The following is a 20,535-nucleotide window of genomic DNA, read 5'->3' on the forward strand; positions in this document are numbered from 1 at the left end:
AGTCAGCTTACAATCTGGAAAGGTTCTCTCTCCTGTGGAAAAGCTAATGTAACTTGAGTGTACTTTTCATATTCTGATTCAATATTTATTTTTATATTCATTTTATCTGCACAAGTTTTTGAAAGGTAAAGCCCCAAACCTGAAGCTGACTGTCTCTGAACTTTAGAGCCGGTAAATCCTCTTTCAAAAACTCTTGGCAAGTCAGACTCCAGTATCCCAATACCATTATCTCTTATGTGTAATAAATAATTAAAGTCTTTAACTTCTTCAAATATTTCTATATTACCATCTATCTCCACATATTTAATTGCATTTACTATAATTTGTTTTAATATAAATGCAACCCACTTCTCATCACTTTTTACTATTGAATTTGGAGAAATACTTATATTTAAAACGATATTTTTTTGACGCACCATTTGTTTTTCTTCAATAATTATTTCGTGGATTAAATTAGAAATATTTATATTATCTAAATGGTAGTCTTTTTCTAAACTCTCCATTCGTATTACTGTCAAACACAAGTCCAATATGTCTTCCAGCCTACTTACTTCGCTTTTTAAATCTGTTTTATTTTTAAAACTTTCGCTCAGCATTTCAATTGACGTCAGCGGAGTTTTCATCTCATGTATATACTCTTCAATTAATTCCCGAAACTCCTGTAATTTATCACTTTTTTCTCCAATTTCTCTAACCATGTCTTGATTTGAAAGTTTCATTAAATCATAATAAATTGCATTTTCTTCATTTTTAGGTCTCTTTATTAACTCGTGAATATAGTAGTGTTTATCTAAGCTTTCAATTATTTTATCAGCCTTTTTCTTTTCTGTTATGTAATTTTTATACTTAACTATAAAATATGAAAAGTCACACAGTAAATATAAAACAATCATTAAAACCACTGCTATCAGTTTAGTTCCCGATAAGAGCAAAAAAATCGACACTGCAATTCTTACAATCCAGATATAAAAAATAATTCCCCACTTGTCTTCTAAAAAGCTTCCTAGCATAGTTTCAAACCCTCTCCTCTCACAGATTCTATAATTTGTTCTGCCGAGACTTCACTTAGGGATTTTCTAAGTCGGCTTAAATTTACATTCAGTGCATTTGGGTCAACGTAGTTTCTATTTTCCCACAAGTAATCCATCAGCTCTCCTCTGTCTACAGTTCTCTCTGAATTTGCCATTAAGTAAAATAACAGCTGAAATTCTATAGTGGGAAGCTCTAATATTTCACTTGTTTCTATGTTTTTTAAAATTCTCTTATCTACTTCTAACTCTAATTTTCCATAACTAATTATCTTTCTGTTTTCCATAGACTGTATTTCCAACTGTCGTCTTATCTTTGCTATTAGCACATCTATTGAGAAAGGCTTTTTTATATAGTCATCTCCACCAATATTTAATGCTTCTATTTCAGAACGTTCAGAATCTCTGCCTGTTATAAATAAAATTGGAATCTTTGTAATTTTTCTAAGTAAAATGCATATTTCAAATCCATTGTAATTTCCCAGATTAATATCTAAAAGTATAAGATGTGGCGAAAAATTATAAAACCCCTCTTTAACATCATTAAAATTTTTTAATATTTTAGAATTATATCCTTTTAAATTTAACTGTTCTAAAATATTCCCAGCAAGATTTTCATCATCTTCAATTATTAAAATTCTCTTCACATTATCACCTACTTTAAACTAATTTCATTATACAATAAAATAGTTTAATTTGTACTCGTCATAAAAACTGTATAAATAAGTATAATTTTTTATAATTTTAAAAACTCCCTATTAAACATGCTATAATAAATAAAAAATAGGAGATTTAGTATGTATGAGCGAAAAATACCTCAAAATATTCAATGCCCAATTGAGAAAGGCTTGGACATTTTTAATGGGAAGTGGAAGAGTAGAGTTCTCTGTGTATTGGCAAGGCACCAAACTCTTCGCTACAGTGAATTTAAAGAAGAAGTTCCTGAAATTACAGATACTGCACTTACTTCTACTCTTAAAGATTTAGTAAGTACAGGTATAATTACAAGAAGACAATATGAGGAAATTCCCTTGAAAGTAGAGTATTCTTTGACAATTCATGGCAAGGAAGCTGTAGAAATTTTAGAGGCAATTGCCCTTTGGACTAATAAGTATACCAAAGAGTTATTAAACTACGACACAATGCCAATATGTAGTAATTGTCTATTTAAAGGTAACTAACAAATTTATTAGTTCCTAATTAATCTATCACTATATTGTAACTATATATAAATTTGTATAAAATTATCTACATAATAAAGGAGGAATCACAACATGGAAAAAAATATTGTCTATAGAAATTTAAGTGATGGACCGGTAGAAATCTGCCGAGATATTTGCAATGAGTTACTTGAATATCAGGCAAGTAAGGCTTTTAAATTAAAAGAAGTACTTTCAAGTATGAATTTTGAAAATCGCCTAAAGCTGAGTTTTGACTCAGCATCTGAAAAATTTTTACTAGTTACGCTTAATGGTAATGAACCAATTGGATATGTATATTGTACGGCTGAAATTGTTGAAGAGGATGATATATTTGAAAAGCCGATTTGGGCAAGAGAATTTCCCGATGAATATGAAGGTCTATATCCAAAGAACTTAAAGACTCCCTCTAAAATTGCCACATTAAACAATCTATATGTAAAACCTGAGTATCAAGGTTTAAATATAGGAAAAACGCTAATTGAAGAAGCTATGAAATGGATTTATAGTTTAAATAATCTTGACTATATTTTTGTTTACATATCAAATGGCAACAATGTAGAGGAGCTATATAAAAAATATGGTTTTGTTTTTAACCACTCTGTTTACAATGGATTTATTAGCGCATATGTAATTAAACCATAATTTTATATCCTTTAATAAAACAAAAAAGGCAGTGCTATTAGAGCATTGCCTTTAAATTTATTAATTATCTTTTGTATTTGCCTTTTCAACGTTTACTTTTGAACCGTTAATGTGTTTGTTATTTAATTTTGCAACTACTTTATCTACTGATTTCTCACTTATGTCTACAAAAGTAAATTTGTCAAATACATCTATATTTCCAACATCTTTTGATGGAATTTCTGCGTCATTACAAAGAGCTGCCAAAATATGTTTTGGAGATACTCCTTTTTTCTTACCCACATTTAGAAATATTCTTGTAGAGTTTTTAAGTGTTCTGCTTGGCTTTCTATCATTCTTAAAGTCTCCGCCTTTTCTGTCTCTTCTGTCCCTATCTCTTCTGTTGTTGTCCGGCTTATTTCTTCTATCTCTTCCAAAGTCAGATTTATTTTTATTGTCTACTGCATCAATTTCTTGATGACCATCTAATCTGTTTTCTTGACTATAGAGTTTTAATATAGCTGCTGCTATATGTGTTGGTGAATATTCTTCACCTTCTAAAAGACTTACTATTTCAATTTGTTTTTCAAGTTCGCCCTCTTCTAAAATACCTCTAATTGTCTCTATTATTTTAGATGATTGCTTTACTTCTATGTCTTTTAAAGTTGGAAGAGTTTTCCTATCAATATTTGTTTTTGTATATTTTTCAATATCACGTAAAATATTGTAGTCTCTGCCTGTTACGAAACTTATTGCAGTTCCCTCTCTACCGGCTCTTGCTGTTCTTCCTATTCTGTGAACGTAGTATTCATTATCTTGAGGCATATCATAGTTTACAACTAAGTCTACATCATCTACGTCTATTCCCCTTGCTGCAACGTCAGTTGCAACTAGAATATCTATAGATCCTCTTCTAAATTTACTCATAACTACGTCTCTTTGACCTTGCTTTAAATCGCCATGTAGTCCATCTGCAAAGTATCCTCTACCTTGTAGTTCACCTGTTAGCTCATCAACTTTTTTCTTTGTATTACAAAATACTACAGTCAATTTAGGATTGTAAATATCCAATACTCTTGAAAGCACTTCTGTTTTAATACTGCTCTTAAGTTCATAGTAAAATTGAGTTACTTTTGGAACTGTAAGTTCTTTTTTTACTACTTGAACAATCTTAGGATCTTTTTGATATTTTTTTGCAAATTTCATTATATTCTTATCCATTGTAGCTGAAAAGAATAGTGACTGTCTATCTTCTGGAACATCTTTTAAGATTAGTTCAATATCATCTCTGAAACCCATGTCAAACATTTCATCTGCTTCATCAAGTACAAACATTTTTATATTGTTTGTTTTAAGAGTTCTTCTCTTAATGTGATCTATTACTCTTCCAGGTGTTCCAATTACAATTTGTACACCTTTTTTTAAAGCTCTTAGTTGTCTGTCTATTGGCTGTCCACCATAAATTGGAAGCACTCTTAGACCTACTTTGTATTTTGCCAGTTTAGATATTTCTTCTGATACTTGAATACACAATTCTCTTGTTGGACAAAGCACAAGTGCCTGTACATCATTACTATTAGAATCGACTTTTTCAACTATTGGAATTCCAAAAGCAGCAGTTTTTCCCGTTCCCGTTTGCGCTTGACCTATAACGTCTTCGCCTTCCATCAAATAAGGTATAGCCTGCTCTTGTATTAGGGATAATTCTTCAAATCCCATATCTGAAACTGCCTTTACTACCTCTTCTGATAGGTTAAAATTTTCAAATTTTTGTTCTGTCATTAAATAAATTTTACCTCTTTCTTTTTCCTTTTTCATAATTTAATTCTCAATTATAAATAAATCAACATATTTTATTAAAAAAGACAAAATCCTAAAAAATATAGAATTTTGCCTTTCTACACTTAATTTTATTTTAATCTAATTTAATTAAATCTATTCGAACATTAATAATACCACATATTTGCTCTCTTGTCATTTCTTCATTTTCGTATTTTTTAATTATTTTATTTTTTACTAACGCAGTAAACTATTTTTCCCAAATTTATTTTAGCATATTCAACTTTTAATTTGTTGTGTTGTCCTCTTCTAAAAATAAATCTCAATATGATATAATATTATTATAGAAATTATTTTGAAAGGGTTGTCAAAATGAATAATAGAATTCTTCAAATAGATGGGGTTAGAAATGTTCGCGACTTAGGCGGGATAATAAATAGAGATGGAAACGTTTTAAAGAGAGGTTCTTTTATTAGAGCTGGAAGTTTAAACAGTATTACAGAAGTTGGAAATAAAAAAATTGAATATCTTAATATTAACACAGTTATTGACTTGCGTTCAAAAATTGAAGTTGAAAAGAGGCCGGACAAAGTAAAAGTAAAACATCACTTTTGGATGCCAATGCTGGATAAATTTCAGTCGGAAATTGCAAAAAACAAAGTGCCAATGCCCACTGCATTAAATGATATGTATATTGCTCTCTTAAAAGATCAGGAAGAAGAATTCAAAAAAATCTTTAATGTGATTTCAAATTCTATAGAGGAAAGTGGTGTCTTATACCATTGCACTGCAGGTAAAGACAGAACCGGTATATTATCTATGCTTCTACTTTCAACTGCAAATGTGGGATATGATGAGATTATACAGGACTACGCTACTACAAAACCTCTTCAAGAAGTGCTTGAAAAATATCCTGAGGATATAAGATTTTTATTTTACGCACCTCCTGAAGCAATGGAATCCACTTTAAATTGGATAGATAAAAACTACAGTGGGCCAATGGGATACTTAAATAAAATAGGCGTCAAGGAAAGAGAGCTTGATATTATTAGAAAGTCCTTTGGAGTATTTTAAAATAAAAAAAGACCTCACTTTTTAAAAAGCAAGGTCTTTTTCTTTAATAATTTATAAACTATAAAGCTTCATTTATTCACACTCTACACTTGAGAGTATAAATATTAATTTACACAACTTTACTTAAAGTTTACACTATATCGCTTTACTTTAGTTCTATGTGTTAATATAATTACATTGTAACATTTTCTAAAGAGTTGAACGAACAACACCTCTACTTATACTACGTTGATTCTTTCAACTCTTCTTTTATTTATTTTATATCCTCTACAATATAAATAAAGCTTACTTTTTTAATTACATATACTTTACACATATTTTTTTATATTTTTAAATTTAGAATTAATTATATATTGTATTACTTTTTCTTTACAATTTTTTTAGGTGCACAGTCTTTCATTTCAGGGATTGCTCCTCCGGAAATTGCCCATATATACAAACTTGCCACTGAACCATAGGGACTATACCTTCTTCTATATTTTTCAAATAGCTCCTCGGTTATTTTTCTATGTCTATAGAGCATTCTAAGTCCTCTGTGAATTGCCAAGTCGCCAAAACTAAATACATTTTTTCTCTGTAGCCCAAATATTAAAATCATCTCTGCAGTCCACAGTCCTATTCCCTTTAATTTAACTAATTCTTCTATTATTTCCTCATCACTTTTATTTTCTATACTTAAAATATCAAACTCTCCGGTGTAAACTTTTCTGGCAAAGTCCTTTATATAATCTGCCTTTCTAAAAGTAATCCCATTGGACTGCAATTCATCTGGACTTGCACTATTGATAGTCTCTACATTTATTTCTCCCAGTGAGCTATTCATTCTATTCCAAATAGTTTTTTGAGCTGCAGTAGATATTTGTTGCCCTACAATATGATGCACTACTGAAGAAAATAAATCAGTGTCAACTTCCCTCTCTATTGGACCGATTTTTTCTATTGCCTCTGCCAATTTTTTATCTTTTTTCTTTAAGTATTCAACTTCCATATCTCCATATTCAAAATACATAGTTTCCATCCTCAATATTAATTTATTATTTTTTATTTTCAAACTCTTTAATAATAATTATAAATATACAGCACAGTATAACTGCCAATACAGTGAAGGTTAAAATTGGTCTAACAGTATTTAATCTATTTAACATTTTAGACAGTCCTCTTTATAAAATAACTATTGTTAACAGTATAGCATATGGAAGATAATTGAACACTAAAGCTCTTAATAACCAGACCTTCTTAACTGTAAAAATTAAAAGTAGTGAGCAGAATAAATTAATATCCAGCCCACTACTTTTAATTTTTATTTATTTTTAAATTTCATTGTCGCTATTTGTATGGTGGATTAAATGCAGCAGAGATATTAAAATATCCGGCAAATTAATATCATTTTTATATATTAAATACCTTCCACTCCATTTAGGGTGAAACTTCTCCTTATAAGAGCGAAGTCCTTTAAATGAGTAGAGTTGATTGCCATATTCATATACTAATTTTAAAACTCTCTCCTTAGTTCCTGAATACCTCTTTGTACCAACATTTGAAAGTGGTGCCATTCCAAAGTAAAAACTCTCATATCCATTTTCCTTGCCCCACTGAAGTAGAGATATAAACAGCATATCCATTTCCCCACCTATGCTGTTTTCTCTGTCAAATCTCATTAAATCTACAGAAAACTTCTTTGTGTTTACTATTGGGAAAAATGTTGCAAAGCTAAAAATCATATCCTCTTCATTTTTCAGTATTGCTATAGGTGCGCAGTTTAAATAGTATCTATCAAATCGCCCTATAGAATATCCCATTTCCTCCTTGCCACCTAACCATGAATCAGAAATTTCTTTTAGTCTATTTAAAAAACTGTCTTCAAAGGGAGGATATACAAATTCAAACTTATAGTTTCCACTTTCCATCTTCTTTTCAATTCTTCTTAAATTTTTGTTTTTATTGCCCTCTAAAGAAAATTCACTTAAATTTACTGTAGCCTCTTCTCCCAGCTTTATAGCTGAAAATCCCTGATTTGAATATATTTCTAGATTTTTTCCTAAGACCTCATAAAAACTCACTTTCATATCGTAACTTTCTGCAAAGTCTATAATTTCATCTATTGACTCTTCAAAGTCATCTTCCAATCCAACTGGATCTCCCAATACAATTAAATTGTCATTTCTCGTACGATATTGCATTAAAACGGTATTTTTAGAGTTTATAAAGTAGTTTTTATCTCTTGTAAAAAACATATGGGTAAAGTGATTTCCGCTATAGTCCTTCATAAAGTTTACAAAACTGCCTATTGACTCTTCACTTACATCTTCAAATTGCAAATACTTCTTTCTTGTAAACATAAACATTGACAATACAAATGCAAGGAAAAGTAAAAATAATATTACTTTTAAAGGATTTGCCATTAGCCACTTCACACTGTAGGCTTGTTCTGAATAGTAAAAGTTAATATCATGTGTAATATTGTAAATCACTACATATAATACTAACACTATAAAAATTGTCATTTCCAAGCTAAAGTAATCTCTTGGTCTAGTGCTAACGTGCTCTTTATTATATATGTCTCTGGAAATATATAGCAAAAATGCATAGAGTAGTAAAATAAAGGTCTCTTCATAGTCAAAGCCTTTAAATATACAGAGCATTGCACCAAATAGCAGAGAATACAAACTCAATTTGTACACTCTCTTTATCTTTAGTGCTATTCCCCTAGACATTACAATTAGTAAAATTCCTATTATTATAGTTATACCTCTGGATATTTCTCTAATTGCCATCGGAAAAACATTGTCTACTAACCTTATTCTATAGAGCATTTCAGGTGTAGCAGCTGATAGTATTAAAGTCAGCCCACTAAAAAATATTAATATTGAAAGAACAATGCTAATAACTTGTTGTGACACTATAACTTTTTTTGTTCTATTTTTAAATTCACTAACTACGTAAATACTTACACTTATTAGCCATGGAACTACATAGTAACTTATGCGATATATTACCAAGCTAATAAATATATGACTTGTGGAATATCCCATTGAACCAAATAAAACCATTGCAGTTAAGTCAAAACTTCCAAGTCCTCCCGGAATAAATGACAATATTCCAATAAGCGTAGCTATTACATATACAAAAACACTTTTGTTTATAGATATCTCCGGATTTATTATCCTAACTACCTGAGAAAAAAATAATGCTACTACTACCCAATCAACTATTGAGCCCAGCAACAATTTTGTCTTTACTCCACTATCTAAAAAACTGTAGGGAAAGTTTTTATCAGCTATATTTTTTAGCTTATTTGGTTTAAATTTTCCCAGCAAAAAATATGCCGGAATATATAAAACTAATATAGCTAATAAATATATGTATTTGTTTAAATTACTTCCCATCATATATAATGCCGGAATTATAAGTACTATTAATCCCAATATTTCAGAAACTAAGGCGCCAAGAGAAATTTTAAATGTAGTATCTCTATCTACACCTTCATTTCCAAACATGTCCACTCTAATCTTTGCTCCAGCTAATCCACCAAAACTTAAAAAATTATTAAACCCCTGCGCAACAAAACTTACTTTTAATATACTAGATTTTTTTAAATCCAGATTAAAATATTTACACAGTATAAAATCATAACAACTTCCAAATAAAAAAGCTATTAATCCAAATAAAGTTATTTCAAATCTTTCTAAATAATTTAAGCTTAAAAATAAACTACTGTACTCTTTAAAATTTATTCTGCTAAGTTCTATAATTCCAAATACAAAGAAGAAAATAGTAAAAGAAATAGATAAAATTTTCTTTATGTTTTTAGAATTTCCCTGTAAAAAATTAATCATATAACACATCCTCAAATGTTTATATTAATATAAACAACTTTCTAATTCAAGGAGATTATTTGTGCTAAATTTTATACAAAAATGGGAGATAGATACTATCTCCCATTTACTATTATATTATTCCCCTAATGTCACTAATGTTATTTAAGTTTTCACTTTCCGCATATTTTTGCATTCCATCTATTATGTCCAGTGAAATCGACGGATTCATAAAACTTGCAGTTCCAACTTGTACAATAGTAGCTCCTGCCATAATAAATTCTACTGCATCTTGCCAAGTTGTTACTCCACCAAGTCCCATAACCGGAATTTTTACAGCTTTTGAAACTTGATTTACCATTCGCAGTGCTATCGGCTTAATCGCCGGTCCTGAAAGCCCCGCATATAAATTGTCAAAGACGGCTTTTTTCTTGTCAATATCTATCGCCAGTGCCAAAAAAGTATTTACCAACGAAATTCCATCTGCTCCCTCTGCTTCACATGCCTTTGCAATTTCCACTATATCTTCAGCATTTGGAGAGAGTTTCACTACTAGCTTATGCTTACAGACCTTTCGCATAGTCTTCACAATATCTCTTGCCATATCTGTCTTTACCCCAAAGTTCATTCCTCCGGCCTTTACGTTGGGACATGAGATATTTAACTCCAGTATATCTAAATCAACTTCATTTAAGAGCTCTATTCCCCTCACATAGTCTTCAACAGAGTGCCCTCCAAGGTTTACAACATTTACAACATCTAAATTATTGACCCAGTCCAGCTCATTTTCAATAAATGGAGTCACACCAGGATTTTCCAAGCCAACGCTGTTCATCATTCCACTAGGTGTTTCCCAAATTCTTATTCCGCTATTTCCCCCACGAGGATTTAAAGTCAAGCCTTTAGATGCAATGCCACCTAGCTTTTCTATGTCAAAAATCTCACTGTACTCACGCCCAAATCCACAAGTTCCAGAGGCAAGGACTATTGGATTTTTTAGCTTAACTCCTGCAAATTCTGTTTGCAATAAGTTTTTCATACTTCAAACACCTCCTGAGCTTTAAATATTGGACCATCCTTACAAACTTTTTTATTTCCACCAGTTGTTTCACAAGTACATCCAAAGCAAGCCCCAACTCCACAGGCCATCCTGCTTTCCATTGATATTACAAGTCTGTCTTCAACTCCGGCAGCCTTACACTTTTCATATAAAACCTTCATCATTATCTCAGGTCCACAGGTAAATATATAGTCATATTCTTCAGGATTTATATCATCTGTTACAAATCCTCCAACATTTATAGATAAATTGTCACATACTTTTTTATATTCATCTTCTAGTAGTGCTACGTCGCTAAACCCTAAATATATATCCACTTTGTTTTTCGGGTCTAAAGACTTAATATTTTTTGCTGCAAGGTAAAGTGGTGCTATTCCCACACCTCCGCCTACCATTGCAACTTTTCCATTTACTTCAGGAAAGCTTTCTCCAAGTGGTCCCTGCAGTGTTATTTCATCTCCCACATCTAAGTTTGAAAATATTTCTGTACCTTCACCTATTACCTTATATAAAAATGACACTGTCTCTCCATCTGAATCGTATATACTTATTGGCCTAGACAATGTAGGGTAGTGTTCCCATGCTCTTAACATATAAAACTGTCCCATTTTTACTTCTCTATTTTCTTCCACTTTCATAAGATAAAAATCTTTAGAAAGTTTTTCGTTTGAAATTATTTTCGCCATCTTATTCTCCTTTAATATCTCTTAAGCAGAAATTTTCTCATAGTCTATCGGCCTAGTGTCACGATTTTCTATTAGTGACATAACTACTAAGATTGCTATATTTATAAAAAACGCCCACATAAATCCCGGCCATCCCAAAGGTGAAATGTTCAAAATTCTAGTTCCAAATAAAATTATAGTTCCAACTGTAAGTCCTGCAATCGCTCCATTCTTACTTGCCTTTTTCCAGTAAAGTCCTGCTAAAAATGGCGGAGCTAACTGCGCAAGTCCAGTATAAGCCACGTCTTGTACTACTTGTACTAGTGTCTCAGGTGGACTTAGTGCTATTATTGCACAAACTATAGATATTATAAACACAATTACTCGAGAAATCAAAATATTTTGTTTATCAGTTACTTTATCTTTTCTTCCAAACAATACTAAGTCCTGAGATACTATTTGTGAAGTCACAAGTAACATTGAGTTAATTGTTGAAGTTCCAGCAGATATTGCCGCTGCCATTACCAAAGCTGCAACTATCCAACTAGAGTACTTTGTCATCATAAGAGGAAGCACATTGTCAGCTGCAGTAAGTTCTGCAGGGTTTATCAATATATGTCCTGCAAGTCCAATAAATAGTGCGGAAAATCCGTAAATAATTACTTGAGATACCGGTATACTTATTGCAGAACGAGCAAGGGCTTTTTCATCCTTTGCCATTAGTGACTTACTCCAAATGTGAGGACATAGCCATATTCCAAAAGGTAGTACTATAAATTGCATCATCCAATATTTATTATTGTAAAGACCTTGAGGTCCCGGACGACTTAACAACTCAGGCATATTTGCAGCAGTAATTTCAAAGAGCTCTTTAACCCCACCTACCGGTTTAAGGGCAATAAGTGCTGCAACTACCATTCCAACCATTAATATAACTGCTTGTATTGCATCTAATAGGACAACTCCACTTGCCCCTCCTATTAAAACGTAGAGCAGTGAAAATAAAACTGCCACAATTATTGCCGAGTTGTATGTAATAAATCCACCTGAAACTATGGACAGTGCTCTTGCATTTCCAACGTACTGCATTGCCAAAAATACCATGGTCATAAGTACTGATATTACTGATGCTAAAATTTTTAAATATGAACTGCTAAATCTATCTTCAAAGAAATCTCCAATTGACAAATATCCTCTTCTAATTGACAGTTTTCTTATTTTATTTCCAAAGTAAATAACCATTAGTGCAACCCAAACTTGGCTGAGTATTAACACCATATATGAAATTCCATGAGTATAGTACATTCCCGGTGCTCCTAAAAATGCAAATGTACTCTGCATCGCAGCAATCATAGTAAGAGGAAGTAATACTGCATTAACTCCACGACCGGCCAAGAAAAACCCTTCAGCATTTTCTTTCATTTTCTTTTTTCTATTATTTAGAATAGTTATTACAAGCATAAATATTAAATATGCTACGATTATAAAAAAACTTATAGCCCCAGTGTTCATTTTTCTTCCTCCTCTTCATCTTTAGATTCTCTTTCTGAAACATTTACAAAGTGTTTACTTACAATTAGAACAAATACTAAATTTACTATCATTAGTAACCACCAAAAAGCCAATGGAACCGGTAGCCATCCGAATAAATAGTTTCCACTTTGAGCCGTAAACTTAAATGGAAAAGCTCCTAAAATAAACAATACAACGAATATAGGAATAATAATTTTGTTCTTCATAATTTACCTCCTTACTAATTACACTAAAGTATCTGAATATACAATTTCTCCATTACATATTGTATATTTAACCTTTCCAAACAGTGTGTTTCCAATAAAAGGTGAATTTGACGACTTTGAAGAAAAATCCCTTACTTCCCATTGCTCTTCATCGTCAAATATAACTAAATCTGCTTTTCCGCCTTCTGATAGATACCCAGAATTAAAGTCATATAACTTTGCAGGTGCAATTGTCATTTTTTCCAACAGTTCCATCATAGTTAAGTGTCCCTTTCTCACAAGATTTGTAATTCCAAGTGCCAAAGATGTTTCAAGGCCAATCATTCCACTAAGGGCATCTTTCATACTTCGAGCTTTTTCTTCATCGCTGTGAGGTGCATGGTCTGTAACTATTATATCAATAGTCCCATCTTTTAAACCTTCTATTAGTGCATATTTATCTTTTAAAGTACGCAGTGGAGGATTTACCTTTGCCAAAGTTCCATTTTCCAACACAGCATATTCTGTTAGAGAAAAGTGTTGAGGAGTTACTTCTGCTGTAAGTTTTGCCCCCATTTGCTTTGCCAACCTTATAACTTCAACTGACTCTGCCGCACTTAAGTGTTGTATGTGCACTTTTGCCTTTGTATCAAGTGCCAGCATAGTATCTCTAGCTATTATTGAACTTTCCGAAACACTGGGTGCTCCTTTAAATCCAAGCTTATTTGACACTATTCCGTTATTTATTCCTTGTCTACCTATAAGGGATATGTCTTCTTCGTGTAAACTTATTGGCACATTTAATTTTTTTACACTTAGCATTGCCTCATGTAAAAATTCTGCATTCATTAACGGAATTCCATCATCGCTAAATCCCACTGCTCCTCCTTCAAAAAGACTTTTCATATCTGTGAGTTCTCTGCCTTCTAAATTTTTACTTACTGTACCCACAGCCTTTATATTAATAGGTGTACTTTCCCCCTTTTCAAGCACATACTTCAAGGTTTCTGTGTTATCTATCACAGGGTTGGTATTTGCCATGCAAACTACAGTGGTAAAACCTCCCCTTGCAGCTGATTTTGCTCCGGTTTCAATATCTTCCTTATAGGTGAAGCCCGGATCTCTAAAATGTACATGTGCGTCTATTAGCCCAGGTGCAATTATCATTCCCTCTGCATCTATAACTTTTTCATACTCTTCTGTCTCTTGGAATCTTCCAATGTATTTTATTTCTTCTCCCTCTAAGACAATATCTCTCATTTCATCTAATCCACTTTTCGGATCGACTACTCTGCCTCCTTTTATTAAGATCATTTTTCTACTTCCTCTCGATTAAATTAAATTAACTCACTTCTTGCTTTAAATACTCATATATTACACTTGCACCTTCGCAAATACTTGATATATCTGTGAACTCATTTTTATTGTGGCTTATTCCATCTTTACATGGAATAAAAATTAAAGCTGTCTTGCAAACTCTAGCCATTTTCATTGCATCGTGCCCTGCGCCACTAATCATTTTCCTGTAGGGATAGCCTAATTTGGTTATTGCCCTTTCCAGTTTGTCTTGCATTTCTACACTCATATCCGTTGGCTCAGATCCACCTAACTTTTCTCTAATAAACTGCAATCTCCTCTTTTTACAAATATCTTTCCCACTTTGGTATATGTGATTTTCCATTCTATCTAAACTTTCACTATTTGTACCCCTGGTGTCCACTTGTAACTCAACTTCTCCGGGAATTACATTTAATGCATTTGGCATATTTTTTATAACGCCAGTTGTAGCAACGGAGTGTACTACCGACTCTTCTAAACCAATTTTCTCAATTTCCAATATCAGTTCCGCTGCTGCACACAGAGCATCTCTTCTAATATTCATAGGTGTTGCCCCTGAGTGCTCCGCCTTTCCTGTAATATGATACTTAAATCTACGAGGTCCAGCTATAGTAGTTACTACTCCTATTTTTTCTCTGTTTGTCTCTAAAACTCTAGCCTGTTCAATGTGAACTTCAATATACTCTCTTACTCCCTTTATAATGTTTGGTTTAAAAGTATATCCTCTCTTTGAAAAAATTTCCCCAAGACTTATTCCATCTTTTCCAATTAATGATGTAAAATCTCCTCCATTACCACTAGTAATAAGTTCACTTCCTATTGTTGAAACTCCAAAATTACTGGACTCCTCACATCGAAAGGCAACTGTCTTAAGCGGTATATTTAAACCATCTCTCTTTATCCACTTCATTACCAAAAGCCCAGATAAAACTCCGACAACTCCATCATATCTTCCTCCATCAACTACTGAATCCAAGTGAGAACCAACTAAGTAATAGTTATCTAAGTCGCTATTGGATACAAATCCATTTCCAACTTGATCTACTGATACCTTTAAATCCATTTCCCTAGCCAATTGGAAGAACACTTCATGCATTTCATCTTCTTTTTCAGTATATCCCAGTCTAGTAACTCCTCCAGTCTCAATAGCTCCTATACTATAGAGCTTTTCAAAGGCTGTTTCCAAATATCTGATGTCTTCAATTGAATACCCCATAATTTCACTCCTCCCATTTTAATTTATTTACTATTTAAAAAATATTTTAAATAATATCCTTAGAATAGCTAAATCTCCAAACCTATATAAAAATTAGGTTTGGAGATTTATTATACGATAATTTGAGAGCATATATTAATTTTAAGTTCTAAGACAAAGAATATACCACTTGTCCTAATATGTATTTTAATTAATATTGTATTATATATACAAGCTCCTCTATTAAGAATAATTATTGTACCTTAATTTTTACTTCAGCGCAATACCAATTTATCAAAAGAATATATAAAAAAGCTATTTTAACATAAGTTTATACTATATTTAAAGAAATTTCTTTGATTAGTACTGAGTATTGGGTATATAAAAAGATATAGATTGTAAAAATAGTAAATAAATTAAACAGTAAAACTTAAATAAAATTACACTGTACTTTGTCTCAAAATTTCTAGGTTATACCTAAAAAAACGAATTATTTATATAGGAGAATAAAATGAAAAACAAGGATTTTTTCGGAAGAAAATTGTACAACTTTAAAGAATCTTACACAAATTTATACTACTGTGTAAGAAGTATTCCAAAATTTAAAAAATATATGAAAAAAAATGTTCTAACACAATCTTTTAAGTCTAAGATTATGCTAGCTACCACTGAAGTCAACGGATGTGCAATGTGCTCTTACAAACACACAGAAATTGCTCTGGAGTCAGGAGTTGATCAAAAGGAAATTCAATCTCTTTTAAACAGCGTAATGTCTGATATTCCTGAAGAAGAAAGAGTTGCAATACTGTTTGCTCAGTACTATGCTGACAACCGTGGAGTTATATCAGATTCTTCTTGGAATGAAGTTGTAAGTGAATATGGAGAAGAAAAGGCACTGGCTATTTTAGCAGCCATTCAAATTATTATGGCCGGAAATACCTATGGAATCCCAATGGGTTCACTTCTATCAAGAATAAATAAAAGCGGAAAATATGAACTAGACGAGAGAAGTTCTCTCTCCTATGAGATTTTAATGATACTCTCATTAATTATCTATCTACCGGTTTCAATTGTCCATAGTATTATAGCTTCTATAACTTCAGCTCCAATAGCAAAATTTCAAAAAAAATTAGCATATACTTCATAACAGTATATGCTAATTTTATCTATCCAAAAATTTCTAAAACTTTTTTAGCAAACCTCTCTCCATAAATATTAAATGTCTCATAGCTTTCTTCATGAACTCCCTTTATTGCAACTGGCCCTAAATGTATTACCGGCTTTCCATAGGAACCTCCTCCTGAATAAGTCAACATTCCATAGACCATCATATTCTTTAAAATATTTTGAACTGATATATCTCCTCCGCCATGTATATAGTCTGCAGTTGCAAATGCTCCTCCAATTTTTCCTGCCAATTTATATTTCTTGCCTGTAGTTTCAAACCACATTTTCATAGCACCACACATATCTGCCATATATACAGGTGTTCCCATTATTACAGCTTTACTTTCCATAATCCAAGCTTCATCAACTTCATCTAAGGAAAACACTTTTACTTCTGCACCTTCAACGGATTTTATTCCCTCTGCAATCTTTTCTCCCATTTCTTTTGTTGTTCCGGTCTTCGAATAATATAGTACTGTTATTTTCATATGTAGTCCCCCATTAAATTTTTATTCTATAGCTATTATAGCTATAATTATAAAATTACTTTTATTAATTATATCATATGTAATTTTATATTTTTTATCTCAAGTAGATATTTTTAAAACTCCAAAAATAAAAGAGCCCTGTAGGAGGCTCTTTTATAAATATAATTAACAAGAGGAATGAATTTATTGAAGAATATCTTCAACAAATTACACTCTTATATTAATTAAATTGTGTGCAAGTTTTATATTAGAATTGTGTAATTTATATTAAACAGTTCTAAGGAATAGTTAAGTATTTATAAAATATTTTTTATATTGTATCTATTGGATTTTTTGGTGCTTTTTTTAAAATTTCAAATCTTCCATATTCATACTTAGCTATGTTAAATTCTCCATTTCTTCTAACTCTATTTGTCCAAAACTTTTCAATCGGCACATTTTGCATTAAGTTAAATATTGAAATAATAGTTATACCATGACTTACTATTAATATATTTTTATCTTTACTTTCAAATACATAGTTCTCAAAAAATTCTCTCACTCTGTCATTTAAATCATAAAAGCTCTCTCCATCATCTCTAAAATAATTTTCAGGACTGTTAAAGTAAGTTTTGTAAAGTTCATCTTTCTTTTTAATATCAGTAAAAATTTGCCCACTCCAATTTCCAACATCTATTTCTCTTAAAAGCGGTGTCTTTATTATTTCTTGATTTGGTACTATTAACTCCGTTGTCTTATATGCTCTGCCTAAGTCTGAGCTATATACTTTGTCAAAGGAGATGTCTTTAGCTTGTTCTCTAAGTGAAAGTCCCATTTCAATTCCCTTTTCTGTAAGTTCTGAATCTTTATGCCCCTGTATTCTATTTTCACTATTCCAAACAGTTTCACCATGTCTTGTAAAATATATCTTCATTTCTTTTCCTCTTCAAGTTTTCTTGACAGACTATATGAGTTTTCTATTATTTCCTCAGGATAGCCCTTTATCTTTAAAATTTCAATTGCATTTCTACTAATTGCAGGACCCTTTTTTAGCTTGTAGTCAAATTTAATATCATTTTCCAATATTTCCTCTTCAAAGTGATAATTTGAAAAGTAATCTTCCAGTAGTTTTGTAAGTTCAATGTCGTGAGTTGCAGCAAATACTTTATTGTCTCTACTTATATATTTAAGTGTGCTATAAGCTGCTGCAATTCTGTCAATTGTATTTGTACCTTTAAATATTTCATCTAGTATTAAGAGCTTTGGCACAGAAAAAGGCTCTATCATCCTCTTAATAGCCAGCGTCTCCGACAAAAAGTAACTTACTCCCTTTTCTATTGAATCTTCAAGATTTATTGCACTTTGAAGATATAGCATTGAACTCTTATAGCTGTCTGCCAATACAAATCCCATGGTCATTGCCATTACATTGGATATTCCCACATTTCTTAAAAAAGTAGATTTACCGGATGCATTTGAGCCTGTTACTAAAACACTTTCACTGTCAAAGTTAAAACTTACAGGAACTTGAGTGTCTATATTTAAAAGCGGATGGTATAAGTTTTCAGCCTCTAAGTCAAATTTATCTTCGCTAAACTCCACATCACAACCATTAACTGATAAATACAGCGATGCTATTGAAATATTTGCCTCAATATATCCAAGTAGTTCATAGAGTTTTAAAATTTCTTCTTTCTTTTCATTTACCAATTGTACTATTTTAAAAAACTTTCGACCTCTTCTCATTGTAAGTAATTCTTGCATTTCATAGGCCATTTCCATTTCCACATTGGCACCTTTTTCTCCAAAAGTTCCGGAAACTCTTCTGATTGGCGACAGTTCAATGTTTAATTTAACAATTTCTTTCATTTCATCTTCTAATACACTGCAATTATATTTTTCAATATTCTTGCTTAAATTTAATATTGAGGATAAGTTTCCCACATCTATTATTTTACCTTCTGTTGCCTTTTTCATTTTCGCTGAAACTACTCCGGCTAAAATAACTATAATTATAATTAAAAAAAATGAATTTTTCTTTAAAAATATTGCAGCTATTATTGCAATGGGAATCGTAAATGCAAAAATATAAACAGGATATTTTAAATCTTTATATCTTTCATACTCAATTCCATTTATTATAATATCCAATACATCTCTTTTCAAATTTCCAAATTTTGCAAATTCAAATTTCATATTTTTTGTATTGTCTATGTTTTTTATTAAATACTCTCTAATTTCTCTTTGTCTCTTATGGTAACTGTGTTCAAAGATTGGCGTTCTAAGCATTTTATAAAAGTACTGAGTACCTATTATAGAACTGTTATGGTCAAATAATTTAAATACTGCATTTAAATTTAAATCGTTAAATGTAATGTCATCAATATAAGCCTCTCCCATTTTTGTGTTTTCATAGAGAGAAGATACTATTTTTATGTCCTTTTTATCGTCACTGGGATTTTTCCCAAAGTCCTCTTCAATTTTTGCCCTTAGGGCTTTTAAATATTTTCTATTTCTAGTATAGTTCACTAAAAATAAAAACAATAGTATTCCCAATGTAAGTACTATTGGATATATGTAGTCCTTCACTTAAATCACCTCGTAAAATTTAAAAATAACTTCTAAAATATCTCTACTGAAGTATTTATTTGCCTTCTTAATAAATTCTGGAGGTATTCCAAAATAATTTTCAGCAACGGATCCTGCAATTGCTGCAAGGGTGTCTGAATCTCCTCCTAGAGATACTGCATTTCTAATGGCGTCTTCAAAGTCCTCTGCATCTAAAAAGGAAATTATTCCCTCTGAAACACTTCCCCTAGCAGTTGCATTAAACTCATAGCTTGGTCTTATTTCATCAACTGTCTTATTTAAATTGTAGTTGTAATTTTTCTCTATAAAGCATTTAATTTCTGCTTTGCTCTTTTTATTTTTTGCCAAATATACAGCACTTGCAACTGCCTCTGCTCCAATAATTGAGTCCTCTGTATTGTGGCTTACTTCAGAGCTGATTTTTGCATACTCGCTTACAGTTTTTATATCTTTAAAATAATTTCCCACTGGAGAAACTCTCATTGCAGAGCCATTACCAATAGAACCGTAAGCTCCCATATTTTCAGACTCTATCCACTTAATAAAATTACTGCCAAATCCGCAGTCTAAGTGAGCCCTTCCAACGAACCTCATCTGTCTTACTACTTCAACTTTAAATTTTTCTCTGTTGCCCTTTGACAATAGAATCGCCTTTGCCACGGCAACAGTCATATAGGAGTCATCTGTTGGCTTGGAATTTTTAGAAAATAGCTCAAAATTCTTTGTCTTTATTCTACTTCCACTTCTCTCAAAAGCCGAACCTATAATATCTCCAATAATTGCTCCATACATAGCACTCACCTTTTACATTATAACA

At 31.6% G+C, this 20,535-nt stretch carries 19 protein-coding genes; 4 read left to right on the forward strand and 15 right to left on the reverse strand.

Going from position 1 to position 20,535, the window contains the following annotated elements:
• Positions 1 to 2: 2 nt before the first annotated feature.
• Both BUB47_RS03630 and BUB47_RS03635 read right to left on the reverse strand, forming a co-directional pair.
• Positions 3 to 1,010, reverse strand: coding sequence for a sensor histidine kinase (locus tag BUB47_RS03630; RefSeq protein WP_073183864.1), 1,008 nt, complete (start codon positions 1,008 to 1,010; stop codon positions 3 to 5).
• Positions 1,004 to 1,675 carry a response regulator transcription factor gene (locus BUB47_RS03635; protein WP_073183866.1) on the reverse strand — a complete coding sequence of 224 codons (672 nt, stop codon included), beginning with the start codon at positions 1,673 to 1,675 and terminating at the stop codon, positions 1,004 to 1,006. The genes BUB47_RS03630 and BUB47_RS03635 overlap by 7 nt, the downstream gene beginning before the upstream one ends.
• Before the next feature lie 150 nt (positions 1,676 to 1,825).
• On the opposite strand from BUB47_RS03635, the gene BUB47_RS03640 reads away from it, so the two are divergent.
• Complete coding sequence (locus BUB47_RS03640; protein ID WP_073183867.1) at positions 1,826 to 2,209, forward strand: winged helix-turn-helix transcriptional regulator; 384 nt, start codon at positions 1,826 to 1,828, stop codon at positions 2,207 to 2,209.
• Positions 2,210 to 2,302: 93 nt separating this feature from the next.
• Entirely contained in the window at positions 2,303 to 2,872 is a 570-nt protein-coding gene (locus BUB47_RS03645; protein ID WP_073183869.1) for a GNAT family N-acetyltransferase, read from the forward strand.
• Positions 2,873 to 2,932: 60 nt separating this feature from the next.
• Here BUB47_RS03645 and BUB47_RS03650 read toward each other — a convergent pair whose 3' ends face one another.
• Positions 2,933 to 4,669 (reverse strand): DEAD/DEAH box helicase, encoded by a 1,737-nt coding sequence (locus BUB47_RS03650; RefSeq protein WP_234945626.1) that lies wholly within the window; start codon positions 4,667 to 4,669, stop codon positions 2,933 to 2,935.
• A gap of 333 nt (positions 4,670 to 5,002) precedes the next feature.
• Here BUB47_RS03650 and BUB47_RS03655 point away from each other — a divergent pair, with 333 nt between their 5' ends.
• The gene (locus tag BUB47_RS03655) at positions 5,003 to 5,704 is read left to right on the forward strand and encodes a tyrosine-protein phosphatase (protein ID WP_073183871.1); all 702 of its coding nucleotides are present in this window, start codon (positions 5,003 to 5,005) and stop codon (positions 5,702 to 5,704) included.
• Between the two features lie 358 nt (positions 5,705 to 6,062).
• On the opposite strand, the gene BUB47_RS03660 is transcribed toward BUB47_RS03655, so the two are convergent.
• From BUB47_RS03660 to BUB47_RS03695, 8 genes are all read right to left on the reverse strand, one after another.
• Positions 6,063 to 6,713: a DNA-3-methyladenine glycosylase family protein gene (locus BUB47_RS03660; protein ID WP_073183873.1), complete on the reverse strand. Its 651-nt coding sequence runs from the start codon at positions 6,711 to 6,713 to the stop codon at positions 6,063 to 6,065.
• Between the two features lie 301 nt (positions 6,714 to 7,014).
• Positions 7,015 to 9,540 carry a bifunctional lysylphosphatidylglycerol flippase/synthetase MprF gene (mprF, locus tag BUB47_RS03665; RefSeq protein WP_073183875.1) on the reverse strand — a complete coding sequence of 842 codons (2,526 nt, stop codon included), beginning with the start codon at positions 9,538 to 9,540 and terminating at the stop codon, positions 7,015 to 7,017.
• Between the two features lie 112 nt (positions 9,541 to 9,652).
• Positions 9,653 to 10,558, reverse strand: a complete 906-nt coding sequence (locus tag BUB47_RS03670) for a dihydroorotate dehydrogenase (protein WP_073183877.1) — start codon at positions 10,556 to 10,558, stop codon at positions 9,653 to 9,655.
• Positions 10,555 to 11,265: a dihydroorotate dehydrogenase electron transfer subunit gene (locus BUB47_RS03675; protein ID WP_073183878.1), complete on the reverse strand. Its 711-nt coding sequence runs from the start codon at positions 11,263 to 11,265 to the stop codon at positions 10,555 to 10,557. Before BUB47_RS03675 ends, BUB47_RS03670 begins: the two co-directional genes overlap by 4 nt.
• Positions 11,266 to 11,286: 21 nt before the next feature.
• Positions 11,287 to 12,756 (reverse strand): sodium:solute symporter family protein, encoded by a 1,470-nt coding sequence (locus BUB47_RS03680; RefSeq protein WP_073183880.1) that lies wholly within the window; start codon positions 12,754 to 12,756, stop codon positions 11,287 to 11,289.
• Positions 12,753 to 12,983, reverse strand: coding sequence for a hypothetical protein (locus BUB47_RS03685; protein ID WP_073183881.1), 231 nt, complete (start codon positions 12,981 to 12,983; stop codon positions 12,753 to 12,755). Before BUB47_RS03685 ends, BUB47_RS03680 begins: the two co-directional genes overlap by 4 nt.
• Positions 12,984 to 13,001: 18 nt before the next feature.
• The gene (locus BUB47_RS03690) at positions 13,002 to 14,276 is read right to left on the reverse strand and encodes a dihydroorotase (protein WP_073183883.1); all 1,275 of its coding nucleotides are present in this window, start codon (positions 14,274 to 14,276) and stop codon (positions 13,002 to 13,004) included.
• A gap of 28 nt (positions 14,277 to 14,304) precedes the next feature.
• Entirely contained in the window at positions 14,305 to 15,516 is a 1,212-nt protein-coding gene (locus tag BUB47_RS03695; protein ID WP_073183885.1) for a hydantoinase/carbamoylase family amidase, read from the reverse strand.
• Between the two features lie 490 nt (positions 15,517 to 16,006).
• Here BUB47_RS03695 and BUB47_RS03700 point away from each other — a divergent pair, with 490 nt between their 5' ends.
• Entirely contained in the window at positions 16,007 to 16,642 is a 636-nt protein-coding gene (locus tag BUB47_RS03700) for a carboxymuconolactone decarboxylase family protein (RefSeq protein ID WP_073183886.1), read from the forward strand.
• Positions 16,643 to 16,661: 19 nt separating this feature from the next.
• Here the strand turns inward: BUB47_RS03700 and BUB47_RS03705 are convergent, their stop codons facing one another.
• The 4 genes from BUB47_RS03705 to BUB47_RS03720 form a co-directional block, all read right to left on the reverse strand.
• Positions 16,662 to 17,150 (reverse strand): flavodoxin family protein, encoded by a 489-nt coding sequence (locus BUB47_RS03705; protein ID WP_073183888.1) that lies wholly within the window; start codon positions 17,148 to 17,150, stop codon positions 16,662 to 16,664.
• A 310-nt stretch (positions 17,151 to 17,460) separates the two neighbouring features.
• Positions 17,461 to 18,063 (reverse strand): histidine phosphatase family protein, encoded by a 603-nt coding sequence (locus tag BUB47_RS03710; RefSeq protein ID WP_073183890.1) that lies wholly within the window; start codon positions 18,061 to 18,063, stop codon positions 17,461 to 17,463.
• Complete coding sequence (locus BUB47_RS03715; protein ID WP_073183891.1) at positions 18,060 to 19,718, reverse strand: MutS-related protein; 1,659 nt, start codon at positions 19,716 to 19,718, stop codon at positions 18,060 to 18,062. The genes BUB47_RS03710 and BUB47_RS03715 overlap by 4 nt, the downstream gene beginning before the upstream one ends.
• Positions 19,719 to 20,510 carry an ADP-ribosylglycohydrolase family protein gene (locus tag BUB47_RS03720; protein ID WP_073183893.1) on the reverse strand — a complete coding sequence of 264 codons (792 nt, stop codon included), beginning with the start codon at positions 20,508 to 20,510 and terminating at the stop codon, positions 19,719 to 19,721.
• Between the last annotated feature and the right edge of the window lie 25 nt (positions 20,511 to 20,535).

Source organism: Anaerosphaera aminiphila DSM 21120 (assembly GCF_900129925.1).
Classification (GTDB): domain Bacteria; phylum Bacillota; class Clostridia; order Tissierellales; family Peptoniphilaceae; genus Anaerosphaera; species Anaerosphaera aminiphila.